Origin of the sequence: Pseudomonas abietaniphila (assembly GCF_900100795.1) — a bacterium.
Classification (GTDB): domain Bacteria; phylum Pseudomonadota; class Gammaproteobacteria; order Pseudomonadales; family Pseudomonadaceae; genus Aquipseudomonas; species Aquipseudomonas abietaniphila.
In genome coordinates this window covers 17,477-30,835 of record NZ_FNCO01000002.1, presented here as the reverse complement: position 1 = coordinate 30,835, position 13,359 = coordinate 17,477, and the positions used below count along the sequence as shown (strand labels likewise).

Below are 13,359 nucleotides of genomic sequence, written 5' to 3'. Positions count from 1 at the left end.
CAGAGGGATTCAAGGGCATGGATGCCGAAAAACTCTTGCTGGTCAAAAAGTGGGTCCGTCCTTCAAAAACAAGTGCTCACCCGGTCCTCGTCCATGAGGCCGGGCTACATCAGCGCCATGACGCCAGTGTCAGCGTGTGGCGGTACGCATGGTGACGAACTCTTCGGCGGCCGTCGGGTGCACGCCGATGGTGTCATCGAAAATCTGCTTGGTTGCGCCAGCCTTCAGCGCAATCGCCAGGCTCTGAATGATCTCACCCGCATCCGGACCGACCATATGGCAGCCCAATACGCGATCCGTCTGGGTGTCGACCACCAGCTTCATCAGCGTGCGCTCTTGGTTATCCGTCAGCAACAGCTTCATCGGCCTGAAGCGGCTTTCGAACACCTGCACGTCATGGCCCGCTTTTTTAGCTTCTTCCTCGGTGAAGCCGACGGTGCCAATGTTGGGCAGGCTGAACACCGCAGTGGGGATGTGGTTGTAATCCACAGCACGGTACTGCTCGGGTTTGAACAGGCGTCGAGCAACCGCCATGCCCTCAGCCAACGCCACCGGCGTCAGCTGAACCCGGCCGATGACATCGCCCACGGCGATGATCGACGGCTCGGTGGTCTGATAACGCTCATCGACCTTGACGAAGCCCTTCTCGTCGAGCTGGACGTTGACGGTTTCCATGCCGAGGTTGTCCAGCATCGGACGGCGTCCGGTAGCATAGAACACGCAATCGGTATTGAAGCTGCTGCCGTCGTTGAGCGTGAGTTGCAAGGTGCCGTCCGCGAGCTTCTCGATCGCCTCGATTTCGGTCTTGAAACGAATGTCCATGCCGCGCTTGGCCAGCTCTTCGTGCAGGTGCGTGCGCACGCTGCCGTCAAAGCCGCGCAGGAACAATTCACCGCGATACATCAACGAGACGTCGGCACCGAGGCCATTGAAGATCGAGGCAAACTCGACGGCAATATAGCCGCCGCCCACCACCACGACACGCTTGGGCATCTGCTCGAGGAAGAACACTTCGTTGGAGGTGATGGCGTGCTCGCGGCCCGGGATATCCGGCGTCTGCGGCCAGCCACCTGTGGCGATCATGATGTGCTCGGCGGTGTGCACCTGGCCGTTGATTTCGACTTCGTGCGGACCGCGCAACTTCGCGTGCCCTTCCATCAGGGTCACACCGCTGTTGGCCAGCAGATTGCGGTACACATCATTAAGGCGATGGATTTCGTGATTCTTGTTGGCGATCAGGGTCGGCCAGTCGAACTCGGCTTCACCGCTGGTCCAGCCAAACCCCTTGGCCTGCTCGAAGTCTTCGGAGAAATGCGCACCGTAGACCAGTAACTTTTTCGGCACACAACCGACGTTGACACACGTCCCCCCCAGATAGCGGCTTTCAGCGACCGCCACGCGGGCACCGAAGCCTGCGGAAAAACGTGCAGCGCGGACACCACCGGAACCGGCGCCGATCACAAACAGGTCGAAGTCGTAGCTCATTTCTTTCTCCTTGACAGGAGGGCTAGCATAACCGCTCCAGCGCGCTCGGCAAGGTCTGTAGGACAGAAACGACAAAGCCACCCGAAGGTGGCCTTGTTTGCAGTACAGCTGTCGGTCAATTCACCGACACAGCCAAATCACTGAGTGGATTTGCCGGTTTTGTAGAAGTGCTCGAAGCAGAAGTTGGTCGCTTCGACGTAGCCTTCAGCGCCACCGCAGTCGAAACGCTGGCCTTTGAACTTGTAAGCCAGCACGTTGCCTTCGGCCGCCTGTTTCATCAGGGCGTCGGTGATCTGGATTTCGCCGCCTTTGCCCGGCTCGGTGTTTTCGATTTTTTCGAAAATGTCCGGCGTCAGGATGTAGCGACCGATGATCGCCAGGTTCGACGGTGCATCTTCCGGCTTTGGCTTTTCGACCATGTCAGTCACGCGGAACAGGCCCGGCTTGATCTCTTCACCCGCGATCACGCCGTACTTGTTGGTTTCGTTCGGATCGACTTCCTGGATGGCCACGATCGAGCACTTGTATTGCTTGTGCAGCGCGACCATCTGGGCCAGAACGCCGTCGCCGTCAAGGTTGACGCACAGGTCGTCTGCCAATACCACGGCGAATGCTTCGTTGCCGATCAGCGGACGACCGCTGAGGATCGCGTGACCCAGGCCTTTCATTTCGGTCTGACGGGTGTAGGAGAAGCTGCACTCGTCGATCAGACGGCGGATACCGACCAGGTATTTTTCTTTGTCGGTGCCTTTGATCTGGTGTTCCAGTTCATAGCTGATGTCGAAGTGATCTTCCAGCGCGCGCTTGCCGCGACCGGTGACGATGGAAATTTCATTCAAACCCGCAGCAAGTGCTTCTTCCACGCCGTACTGGATCAGTGGCTTGTTGACAACTGCCAGCATCTCTTTAGGCATGGCTTTGGTCGCTGGCAAAAAGCGAGTGCCGTAACCGGCTGCAGGGAACAAGCATTTCTTGATCATATAAGTCCTTGATGGGGCTGGGGGTGTTGCGGCGCAGTCTAATCAGGCGTTGATCACCTTACAATGCCCGCCACTGGCCGTTCGCTGCCATGGTAGAGGAATAGTTGCGCAGATAGTTCCGCACGTTTACGGATATTGCGACCACAGAACATCTGCAAACCGCCGGAAATTGCTCGCAGACGTTTGCTCGCCGAATGGCCGTTCATTGTCCGTGGCGTCACGCGTATGAGGACATCCCTCCCCTCAAAACCACCGGTTCATGACAGGAGCAAGCGTAGCCCGCTTCATCCGTTTGCGTAGGAAAATAATGCCGTTGCGCCGTATCATGGCGACCTGAATCACTAATCGAGATGGATCGATGTCGGAAGTCAAAACTGTAAACGGGTACCAGATCAAGAAACTCCAGGATGGCAAATGGTGGCTTGTCGGCCACGACCAGGAAGCCGTTGCCGGCCCATTCGACAGCGAAAGCAGCGCTGTCGAAGTCGCCGCCGTGTTCGAAGACACGCCTGCGCCGCGTCGTCGCAGCGATAAATAGTCTGCCTGGCAGGCTGCCGATCAGGCCTGGCCAGCGGGCCTGATCGGGCTTCAAACTGAAATTTATTGGGTGATGCCGGAACGATGGCACAACCCGTCAGTCTCACGAAAGCTGCTTATCAACCCGGCCCTCATCGCGAAGCATTAGAAATGATCAAGAACCTGTCCCTCATTGTTGTACTGGGCCTGACCGGCTGCGCCACTGCGCAAGACACTTACCTGAAAGACGGTAAACAAGCCCTGAGCATCGATTGCTCCGGCGAGGCCATGTCCTGGGCCGCCTGCTATGAAAAAGCCGACGCCTCGTGCGCGGGAACCGGCTACAACATCGTCAGCACCAACGGCACGCCCCAGCCCAAGGACGCCGACAAGACGTTGGGGGTCGATGTCGGCAACTACAAGACGCGCAACGTACTCGTGGTGTGCAAGTAGCCTGCGGTGGGGCGGACGATCAACGCAGCGTCATTCCCCTGAAATGCAGGCGGTCACCGCGTGCTGAATATCCTTGGGTCTCAACGGGTTGTTGCCGCCACTTTCAAACAGCTTGATTGAACTGCCCCCTGAGCGTTTCTCCACATCCACGATCGCAGTTGGCGTCTCGCTGGTGAATTTTTGCGGGACGATGATGCGCATACCCTCGTGGTGAGCCTCAATCTGTGGAGGCTTGCGACTGTCACCTATCCTGGCGATAAAACACTCGGTGTATTCCTGAGGGTTCTTGCCCGACATCACGCTCATGGTGGGCGGCGTGTGCTCGATGTCTGCCACCGAAGCACAACCGGTCATCGCCAGGGCCAGAACAACAACAGCGAGTTTCATACAATCCCTCCAGTAAAGGTCCTACGACAAGCCGGAGCTCGATAAAGTCCGTGCCCGTCTCACTTTTTTAGCCGCAAATCCGGCGATTGCACCGCGCTCGCGCACAATGCCAGTGCCCACCGTGCTATCGTTTCGGGTTTTCGAGAATGCCCTGTCTCCGGAGACACCCATGAAATTCGTACACCAGCGCGAGCACCTCAACGAAGACGACCTGGTCGTCATCGAGTGCTCCCAGCTCTGCAACATACGCCTGATGAGCGACGCGAATTTCCGCAGCTTTAAAAACGGCGGACGCCACACCTATCACGGCGGCGCATTCGACCGCTTCCCGGCCAAGATCGCGGTGCCCAGTACCGGGTTCTGGAACATCACCATCGACACCGCCGGGCGCAAGCTGGACACGAATGGCGGCCGCAAAACGACGTTCACTCATTCGATTAAAATCGTACGCCGGACATCTTCGCGGCTGAGCTGATCCTGTCGTTCATTAAACACTGTAAGGCGTGAAAGCTTTGTCGCCACGCCCTCCTCCTTCCGTTTTCAAGGAACCCAACGTGACCGCATCCGCCCCTGTCGTCAAATATGCCATCAGCTACAAACTGAATGGCGAGCGCCGCTTCGAGTTTGCGTTGTTGCAATCGCCTTCCGCCGAAGAAGCCCTGGCTGCACTGCAAAAAATGCACAGCGGCAGCGATGATGTGATCAGCGATGTCAAAGTCAGCAAGGCACTCTGACACACCTGATAACCGGTAACGCCGCGATGATGCAACGCAAAGGCACGACACCCACCACCTTCGACCTGTTTGCCGACGACACGCGGCAATCCTCTACGTCCGAGCAGATTGGCCCTCGGTCTTTTGTGTTTCGCGGCTTCGCGCTGCCGCTCATTGACCGCTTGCTGCCCTCGCTTGAGTCAGTGCTCACCCGCGCGCCCTTCCGCAACATGGTCACGCCCGGTGGGCACACCATGTCTGTGGCATTGAGCAGTTGCGGGCAGTTTGGCTGGACCACTGATCGCAGCGGCTACCAGTACACCCGAATCGATCCGCAAACAGGACAGCCCTGGCCCGAGATGCCCGAGGTGTTCATGGAGCTGGCGCGCGCGGCTGCTGACGCTGCGGGCTTCGCCGATTTTGTTCCTGACGCCTGCCTGATCAACCGCTACATTCCGGGCGCAAAAATGTCGCTGCATCAGGACAAGGACGAGCGAGGGTATGAATGGCCAGTGGTGTCGGTATCGCTCGGCATCCCGGCGATGTTCCTGTTCGGCGGTCACGCCCGCAGCGACACGACTCAACGCGTACCGCTGTTTCATGGCGATGTGGTGGTATGGGGCGGTGAAGACCGCCTGAGGTTTCATGGCGTGATGCCAGTCAAGCAGGCCGAACACCCTCAACTGGGCGAACAGCGCATCAACTTCACGTTTCGCAAGGCACGGTGAACGTCGCGAGTAAGGCGCACTCCCTTTGGAAGTGAGCTTGCTCGCGATTGCGAAACGTCAGACGAATTCGGAGTTGAACGTGCCGACGTCATCGCGAGCACGCTCACGCCTACAGGCTTGGCGTCGCATCAGGGGGTGACGACTTCTGCCGTCGCCCGGGTCTTGACCGGGCACACCACCCGATGCAGGTTCAACGCCGTATTGATGATCCCGATATGGCTGAACGCTTGGGGGAAGTTGCCCAACATGCGGCCATCGCGGGGGTCGTACTGTTCGGCGAGCAGGCCGACGTCGTTGCACAGACCGCACAGGCGATCAAACAGATCGCGTGCTTCCTTGTCGCGACCCTGCAGTACATACACGTCCGCCAACCAGAACGAACAGACCAGAAACGTGCCTTCACTGCCCGACACGCCATCGGTGCTGCGTTCGCCGTCATAGCGCAGCAGCAAGCCGTCCTGCATCAGAGACCGCTCGATCTGGACCACGGTGCCGCTCACGCGTGGATCGTCCACCGGCAAGAATCCGGTCAGCGCGATCTGCAACAGGCTGGCGTCCAGTTCCTTGCCGCCGTAGGTCTGCACGAAACTGCCCAGCTCGGCATCAAACCCGTTCATGCAGACATCGGCATGGATCTCATCGGCGACCCTGCGGTAATGCAGACCGCGCTCGCGGTCTTCCGGGTGATCACTCTGCGCCAACACGCCGGCGTTGCGATCAAAAGACACCCACGCCATCACCTTGGAGTGCGTAAAGTGCCGAGGCTCGGAACGAATTTCCCAGATCCCCGCATCCGGCAGGTGCCAGACCCTTTCCAGAAACGGCATGATGACTTTCTGGATCTCCGTGCTGCGCGGCAGACGGGGCAAGCCGCTTTTTAGCGCCTGCGTCATGGCATCGGCCACTTCCCCGTACACGTCCAGCTGTATCTGCGTGGCCGCCGCGTTACCGATCCGCACCGGGCGCGATCCCTCATAGCCGCTCAGCCACGGCAGCTGGTACTCCGGCAAACGCCGCTCGCCGCCCAGGCCATACATGATCTGAACCTGTTCCGGGTTCCCCGCCACCGACCGCAACAGCCAGTTGCGCCAGGCCGTGGCCTCTTCGTAATAGCCCAGGTTCATGAAAGCCAGCAGGGTCATGGTCGCATCACGCAACCAACAGAACCGATAATCCCAATTGCGCTCGCCGCCCAACTGCTCCGGCAACGAGGTGGTGACCGCCGCGACGATGCCGCCGGTAGGTGCGTAGGTCATGGCCTTGAGGGTGATCAGTGAGCGCTTGACCTGATCGGTCCAGGGCCCGACATCGGGGCAGCGATCCGAAAACTCTCGCCAGAACGTTTCCGTCTGCTTCAACGCCTGCTCGACATCAAACGCCGCCCGCACAGGCTCGTGGGACGCTTGCCACGCCAGCGCAAAGCCGAGGCGCTGCCCCGCACTGACAGTGAACCGGCTTTGCGTGTGGTGATCGAGCGGGTGCAGTTCTGCAGGCGTGCGCAGCACCAGCATCTCGGGACCTGCCACGGCGGTCATGGTGTGCGGGTCTCGCTTTTCTACCCACGGCACGGTGCTGCCATAGTCAAAACGGATCGCCAGGTCCATCGAGAAATCCACGGTCCCCTCCACGCCCACCACCACACGGACAACGCTGCTCTCCATTTCCATGGGCATGAAGTCGATCAGCATCGCCTGACCGGTGGCAGTGGTGAACAGGGTTTCGAGAATCAGCGTACCGTCGCGGTAGCTGCGCCGTGACTGGCATCCAGGCTCAGTGGGCGCGATCTTCCAGCGACCGTTGTCGCTGTCGCCCAGCAGGGCTGCAAAGCAGGCAGGTGCGTCGAAGCGCGGAAAGCACAACCAGTCCAGCGACCCGTCGCGGGCCACCAGCGCCGCCGTCCGGCAGTTGCCGAGCAGCGCGTAATCTTCAATCAATACAGCCATGGGGCAATGTTCCCTCTTGGTGTACACGACCATCGGTCACAGCAAGACGCTGTGCCGACGACTTCGGTCGCGAAGAAACCGGAGAACCGGCGGACGTCAGCGTGCGCATCAATGCCGACGCTTCACTGCCAGAGAGGCAACGAAGTGCCGGCCTCGAGAGCACACTCCCGCCCGCAGATCATCCGGGTACTGCCGTCAGCGCGGCAGGATGTAGCGCTCAATGGCCGTGGCCAGGCCGTCCTCGAGGTTGCTCCCGGTGACGTAGCTGGCTTGGCTTTTGACGGCTGTTTCTGCCTGACCCATCGCAATCGACAGCCCGGCACGCAGGAACATCGCCACATCGTTCCCCGCATCACCTATGGCCGCCGTATGGGCCAGCGCCACGCCCAATTCCTCGGACAACGTCTCCAGCGCCGTGCCTTTATTGGCATCGAGCGCGGTGACATCCAGGTAATAGGACTGAGAGCGGGCGGCGCGCGCCGCGTCCGCAATCAATGGATTGAGCTGGACTTCAAGCCGCTTGAGCAGCTCAAAATCCTTGCTGGCGGCCACGATCTTGTCGATGCGATCGATGTAACCCTCGAAATGCTCGACCTGAACGAAGTCGTACCCCAGCGTGTTGCGCTCATGCTCGACGTAATCCCCTTGCGGGTCGAGCAACAGCCACTGATCGTCGGCAAACACCCACACCGACACGCGCTCTGCGGCGAACAGCTCAAGGCTGGTCCGTGCCGCCTCGGGCGCGATGCGGTGAGCCTTGAGCAGGCTGCCATCGGGCCTGATGATGTTGGCGCCGTTGAACGCCACGGTCGGCAGATCGATGCCCAAGGCTTCGATCTGCTGACGCATGGCCCTCGGCGGACGGCTGCTGGCAATGGTGAAATGGATGCCGGATTCGCGCAATTGACGCACAGCGTCGATGTTGGCCTGGCTCAGGCTGTGATCGGGCCGCAGCAACGTGCCATCAATGTCTGACAACAGGAAACGGATGAGGGGTTGCGTGGAATCACTCATCCGAGTCGTTGCCAGCTGCGACCGTCACGCGCCAGCAGCTCGTCGGCACCTGACGGGCCGTCTTCACCGGCGTTGTACATCTCGACGTGCGGATCCTTGGCCCATGCATCGATGAACGGTTGCACCGCACGCCAGCCGTTTTCGATGTTGTCGGCACGCTGGAACAGGGTCTGATCTCCGGTCAGACAGTCGTAGATCAGGGTTTCATACCCGGTCGACGGCTGCATCTCGAAGAAGTCCTTGTAGGCGAAACCCAGTTCGATAGTCTGCATGTCGAGGGTCGGCCCCGGCTTTTTGGCCTGCAGGTCGAACCACATGCCTTCGTCAGGCTGGATCTGGATCTTGAGGAAGTTAGGCTCCACCCGGTCCACGTCCGTGTCACGGAACTGGGCATACGGTGCAGGTTTGAAGCAGATCGCAATCTCGGTATCACGCACACTCATGCGCTTGCCGGTGCGCAGATAAAACGGCACGCCGACCCAGCGCCAGTTGTCGATCATGACCTTGAGCGCCACGTAGGTTTCCGTGTTGCTCTCAGGGTCAACCCGGTCTTCCTGGCGGTAGCCGGGCACGCTCTTGTCGCCGATCGTGCTCTCGCTGTATTGACCGCGCACCGAGTTGGCCAGCGCTTCCATTTCCGACCAGGGCCGAATCGCGCCGACCACCTTGGCCTTCTCGCCCCGCACCGCGTCGGCGCCAAACGCTGCCGGAGGTTCCATGGCAACCATGGCCAGCAGTTGGAACAGGTGATTGGGCACCATGTCCCGCAGCGCGCCGGTGGTTTCATAGAAACTGCCGCGGGTTTCGACGCCTACGGTTTCAGCCGCGGTGATCTGCACATGATCGATGTAGTGATTGTTCCAGAACGACTCGAACAGCCCGTTGGAGAACCGGCTGACCAGAATGTTCTGAACCGTTTCCTTGCCCAGGTAGTGGTCGATCCGGTAGATCTGCTTCTCGCTCATCACCTTCAGCAAGCAACTGTTCAGCGCGACCGCACTCGGCAGGTCGTGGCCGAACGGTTTCTCGATCACCACGCGACGGAAATAGTCCTCGCCCTCGACCATCAGCCCCGAGGAGCCGAGCCGTTTGGTCACTTCACTGAAGAAACGCGGCGCGGTCGCCAGGTAGAACACCGCATTTTGCGTGCCGGTGTTCTTGATCTTCGCGTCGATGTCCGCGTAGGTGCCATCGTCGAGAAAATCGCCTGTGATGTAGGTGATCCGTTTGGCAAGGCTGCCCCACAGCGCCGGATCCAAGGGTTCTTCTCCACCTTGGGCGACCTTGTTGGCCGCCTCTTGACGAATGAAGTCCTCAAGCTTCTTGGCGAAGTCGGCGTCACTGACGGTGTTGTGGTCAACGCCGACGATGTGCAGGTTCTCGCCCACCAGTCCGTCACGGAACAGGTTGTAGAGCGCCGGCATCAACAGCCGCTTGACCAGGTCGCCGTGGGCGCCGAACAGGAACAGCGTGGTCGCCGGAGCGACCGGAGCCTTTTGCTTGCTGCGGGACAAACCCATTATTTTGGTTCCTTATGACCACCAAATCCGAAACGCATGGCGGACAGCATTTTGTCGCCGTACGTGCTTTGTTGACGGGAGCGGAAGCGGGCAAACAGCGAAGTCGACAGCACCGGAACCGGTACCGCCTGCTCCATGGCGGCTTCGATGGTCCAGCGGCCTTCACCGCTGTCGGCCACGGAGCCGGAGTACGCATTCAGTTGTGGATCGGTTGCCAGTGCGTCGGCCGTCAGGTCCAGCAGCCAGGAAGACACCACGCTGCCACGACGCCACACCTCGGCAATGTCGCCCATGTTCAGATCGAAGCGTTGTTCGGCCGGCAGGTTGTCCGAGTTCTTGGTCTTCAGGATGTCAAAGCCTTCGGCGAAGGCCTGCATCATTCCGTACTCGATGCCGTTGTGGATCATCTTCACAAAGTGCCCGGCACCCGGTGGTCCGGCGTGGATGTAACCATGCTCGGCACGCGGATCAGCATCCTTGGCGCGGTCCTTGGTGCGCGGAATATTGCCGATGCCAGGTGCCAGCGTCTTGAACAGCGGGTCCAGACGATCAACCACCTCAGTCTCACCGCCGATCATCATGCAATAACCGCGTTCCAGGCCCCAGACGCCGCCAGAGGTGCCGACATCGACGTAATGCAGGCCTTTTTCTTTGAGCGCGATGGAACGACGAACGTCGTCTTTATAAAAGGTGTTGCCACCGTCGATGATCACATCATCTTTATCGAGCAGGTCGGCAAGCACATTGATCGTGTCTTCCGTTGGAGCGCCAGCAGGCAACATCACCCAGACGGCTCGCGGTTTTTCCAGCGCGGCGACCAGTGATTTGAGGTCATTGGCAGGCGTCGAACCTTCGTTGGCGAGCACGGTGCGAGACTGCTCATCGCGATCATAGACCACAGTGGTGTGGCCATTGAGCATCAGTCGACGTGCGATGTTGCCGCCCATGCGGCCTAGTCCAACAATCCCGAGTTGCATGTAGAGGTGCTCCTTAATTCGTAAACAGGGGTGCCTCATTTTATAGCCCAGTGCCGCATGTAGGGTTAGTCCGGGGAGGCAAACGAAGGTTTCCCGGTGAAAATAGTTTCATGTTCAAGCGTCAAGCCTGCCCTATGACGCCGGTTTTCGCGATCAGGAAACGTTCGCGACATTAAAAAATAAAAAAGTTCCTTTTTTCCTCAAAAGAAATCAGAATTCGCGCCGATAGAGGTAGGAGCATGGACACGTCGGGTAGCGATAGCGTCATTGCTTGAACCTTACGAAGTTGAATCCCGCCATTTGCGAGGTGAGCAATGGGCACAGTACTACCTGCAAACGTTCCACAGACTCTGTACGTTACCGTTCGTCGCGACGAGCTGAGCCAGCTGAAGGCCGAACGTGATCAGTTGCAAAAGAAAGTTGCCCAGTTGACGTTGATGTTGCAGCACGCCCAACTCGCGTCCCCCGGCACCGCATTGCACGCCTGATTACCCCGTTTCCCCTGACTGTTCGCGGCAAGCCCGATCCGCTGGCTTGCCCGCCTCCTGCCCAAGTGACTCCCTGCCGACACGACAGCCGCCTTTGACAGGTGCCTTTGGTCGGACCAGACACACTCTGTAACGTTCCTGCTTCTTTGAAATTCGCGATTTAGCGCATTCGGCCTCGAACGTCACGCCTGGCTCACATTTTTTTCACCTGCCGATCACCATACTCCCGCTCCCCTGTGAGCCGTCTGCCGATCACTGTCGTTCAGACCGGTCCTCACATTTGCACGACGCGACAGTCTCTCTGAGTCGCGCGAAAGATCCATAGCTGGAGCGCTTGATGGCAACTATGAAAGGGAGCTCACCGGCTCCGAAGGGTTTCGACTGGACCGGCCTGGTCTGGCTGTTCGTCTTTTTCTGGTACTTTTCCGGTATTACCCAACTGCTGATTCAGCTGACCGGCATCACCGGCTTCGCAGGGTTTCGTCAGGCGTTCGTGATGAGCGGCATCTGGCTCGCGCCCATGCTTCTGTTCCCCAACAAGACCCGAATCATGGCGGCCGTCATAGGCGTTGTGCTGTGGGCCTGTTCGATGGCGAGCCTCGGCTACTTCTTCATTTATCAGCAAGAGTTCTCGCAAAGCGTCATCTTCATCATGTTCGAGTCGAACATCTCTGAAGCGGGCGAGTACATGACCCAGTATTTCGCCTGGTGGATCGTGCTGGCGTTCATCGCCCACACCGCCTTCGCGATTTTCCTGTGGACGCGTCTGCGCCCGGTTTACATGCCGCGCGGCCGGGCCTGGGTGGTTTCGACGGCGCTGCTGGTGGCCATCATCGGCTACCCGCTGGCCAAGCAGATGGCGCGTCACGATGACGCCGCCTCGGGCCTCGAAGCGTTCGAGTCACGTATCGAACCGGCAGTGCCATGGCAAATGCTGGTGGCCTACCACCGCTACACGCAGCAACTGGACAGCATGCAGAGCATGTTGACCAGCAGCAGCAACATCCCGCCGTTGAAGAATCTCAAGGACCAGCAGGCCGGCCTTCCCACCACGCTGGTATTGGTGATCGGTGAATCCACCAACCGGGGTCGCATGCACCTTTATGGCTATCCACGCCAGACCACCCCAAACCTGGACGCGATGAAAGACCAGCTGCAGGTGTTCAACAATGTGATCACCCCGCGCCCCTACACCATCGAAGCGCTGCAGCAGGTGCTGACGTTCGCCGACGAAGAAAACCCGGACCTCTACCTGAAGACGCCTTCAATCGTCAGTGTGATGAAACAGGCAGGTTACAAAACCTTCTGGATCACCAACCAGCAGACGATGACCAAGCGCAATACCATGCTCACCACGTTCTCCGAACAGGCTGACGAGCAGGTTTACCTGAACAACAACCGCAACCAGAACGCACGCCAGTACGACGGCGATGTGCTGGAGCCGTTTGCCAAGGCCCTGACCGATGCCGCACCGCGCAAGCTGATCGTCGTCCACCTGCTGGGCACGCACATGAGCTATCAGTACCGGTATCCGCAGGACTACGAAAAATTCACCGGCCGTGACGGCGTGCCAGCTGCGATCGACGACAGCAAACTCGAGCTCTATAACAGCTACGACAATGCTGTGCTGTACAACGACTTCGTGGTGTCCAGCCTGATCAAGTCTTACAGCAAGGCCGACCCCAACGGCTTCCTGCTGTACCTGTCCGACCATGGTGAGGACGTTTACGATTCCGCTGGGCATAACACCCTCGGCAGAAACGAAGCCAAGCCGACGATCCCGATGTACACAGTGCCTTTCATTGCCTACGCCTCACCCAAATGGCGTCAGACACATGACTGGAACTTCGACAGCATTCATGACCGCCCGTATACCAGTTCCAATCTGGTCCACACCTGGGCACAGCTGGCGGGCCTGAGTTTCGATGAGCTGGACAGCACCAAGAGCCTTGTCAGCCTGGACTTCAAGGCTCGTCCACGTCTGATTGGCGATCCCTATGCTCAGAAGGGCCTGAGTGATTTCGCCGTGATGGAGAAGGTTGCAAAACAACCTCAAGCGACCCCCGAGGTCGCTAGCCAGTAATCGGTCAGCACTGAGCTCCTGCGTTAGTGAGCTCCTGCGTTAATGAGCTCCGCTGTTAATACGATGTTAAAA

At 59.0% G+C, this 13,359-nt stretch carries 14 protein-coding genes; 7 read left to right on the top strand and 7 right to left on the bottom strand.

Annotated features, from left to right (window positions below):
- Positions 1–129 precede the first annotated feature (129 nt).
- Together gorA and galU are read right to left on the bottom strand one after the other, a co-directional pair.
- Positions 130–1,485, bottom strand: coding sequence for a glutathione-disulfide reductase (gorA, locus tag BLS87_RS03500; protein ID WP_074750316.1), 1,356 nt, complete (start codon positions 1,483–1,485; stop codon positions 130–132).
- Positions 1,486–1,622: 137 nt separating this feature from the next.
- Positions 1,623–2,465 (bottom strand): UTP--glucose-1-phosphate uridylyltransferase GalU, encoded by an 843-nt coding sequence (gene galU / locus BLS87_RS03495; RefSeq protein ID WP_074750314.1) that lies wholly within the window; start codon positions 2,463–2,465, stop codon positions 1,623–1,625.
- Positions 2,466–2,823: 358 nt separating this feature from the next.
- On the opposite strand from galU, the gene BLS87_RS03490 reads away from it, so the two are divergent.
- A complete protein-coding gene (locus tag BLS87_RS03490; protein ID WP_074750312.1) occupies positions 2,824–3,003 on the top strand; it encodes a hypothetical protein in 180 nt (59 codons plus the stop codon).
- A gap of 149 nt (positions 3,004–3,152) precedes the next feature.
- Positions 3,153–3,434 carry a hypothetical protein gene (locus tag BLS87_RS03485; RefSeq protein ID WP_074750310.1) on the top strand — a complete coding sequence of 94 codons (282 nt, stop codon included), beginning with the start codon at positions 3,153–3,155 and terminating at the stop codon, positions 3,432–3,434.
- 30 nt (positions 3,435–3,464) lie between these two features.
- Here the strand turns inward: BLS87_RS03485 and BLS87_RS03480 are convergent, their stop codons facing one another.
- The gene (locus tag BLS87_RS03480) at positions 3,465–3,821 is read right to left on the bottom strand and encodes a hypothetical protein (RefSeq protein WP_074750308.1); all 357 of its coding nucleotides are present in this window, start codon (positions 3,819–3,821) and stop codon (positions 3,465–3,467) included.
- Between the two features lie 169 nt (positions 3,822–3,990).
- Here BLS87_RS03480 and BLS87_RS03475 point away from each other — a divergent pair, with 169 nt between their 5' ends.
- The 3 genes from BLS87_RS03475 to alkB all read left to right on the top strand — a co-directional run bounded on the left by BLS87_RS03475 (position 3,991) and on the right by alkB (position 5,262).
- The gene (locus tag BLS87_RS03475; protein WP_074750306.1) at positions 3,991–4,296 is read left to right on the top strand and encodes a DUF1883 domain-containing protein; all 306 of its coding nucleotides are present in this window, start codon (positions 3,991–3,993) and stop codon (positions 4,294–4,296) included.
- Between the two features lie 79 nt (positions 4,297–4,375).
- Positions 4,376–4,555 carry a hypothetical protein gene (locus BLS87_RS03470; protein WP_074750304.1) on the top strand — a complete coding sequence of 60 codons (180 nt, stop codon included), beginning with the start codon at positions 4,376–4,378 and terminating at the stop codon, positions 4,553–4,555.
- Positions 4,556–4,584: 29 nt separating this feature from the next.
- Positions 4,585–5,262 carry a DNA oxidative demethylase AlkB gene (gene alkB, locus BLS87_RS03465; protein WP_074751330.1) on the top strand — a complete coding sequence of 226 codons (678 nt, stop codon included), beginning with the start codon at positions 4,585–4,587 and terminating at the stop codon, positions 5,260–5,262.
- Between the two features lie 128 nt (positions 5,263–5,390).
- Here the strand turns inward: alkB and BLS87_RS03460 are convergent, their stop codons facing one another.
- The 4 genes from BLS87_RS03460 to gnd all read right to left on the bottom strand — a co-directional run bounded on the left by BLS87_RS03460 (position 5,391) and on the right by gnd (position 10,755).
- Entirely contained in the window at positions 5,391–7,205 is a 1,815-nt protein-coding gene (locus BLS87_RS03460; RefSeq protein WP_074750302.1) for a glycoside hydrolase family 15 protein, read from the bottom strand.
- A 195-nt stretch (positions 7,206–7,400) separates the two neighbouring features.
- The gene (locus BLS87_RS03455) at positions 7,401–8,219 is read right to left on the bottom strand and encodes a Cof-type HAD-IIB family hydrolase (protein ID WP_074750300.1); all 819 of its coding nucleotides are present in this window, start codon (positions 8,217–8,219) and stop codon (positions 7,401–7,403) included.
- Positions 8,216–9,739, bottom strand: coding sequence for a glucose-6-phosphate dehydrogenase (zwf, locus tag BLS87_RS03450; protein ID WP_074750298.1), 1,524 nt, complete (start codon positions 9,737–9,739; stop codon positions 8,216–8,218). Before zwf ends, BLS87_RS03455 begins: the two co-directional genes overlap by 4 nt.
- Entirely contained in the window at positions 9,739–10,755 is a 1,017-nt protein-coding gene (gene gnd / locus BLS87_RS03445) for a phosphogluconate dehydrogenase (NAD(+)-dependent, decarboxylating) (protein ID WP_074750296.1), read from the bottom strand. Before gnd ends, zwf begins: the two co-directional genes overlap by 1 nt.
- A 275-nt stretch (positions 10,756–11,030) precedes the next feature.
- Between gnd and BLS87_RS34100 the strand changes: the two genes are divergently transcribed.
- Both BLS87_RS34100 and BLS87_RS03440 read left to right on the top strand, forming a co-directional pair.
- Complete coding sequence (locus tag BLS87_RS34100) at positions 11,031–11,204, top strand: DUF6026 family protein (RefSeq protein ID WP_167362028.1); 174 nt, start codon at positions 11,031–11,033, stop codon at positions 11,202–11,204.
- A gap of 337 nt (positions 11,205–11,541) precedes the next feature.
- Entirely contained in the window at positions 11,542–13,287 is a 1,746-nt protein-coding gene (locus tag BLS87_RS03440; RefSeq protein ID WP_074750294.1) for a phosphoethanolamine transferase CptA, read from the top strand.
- Positions 13,288–13,359 lie beyond the last annotated feature (72 nt).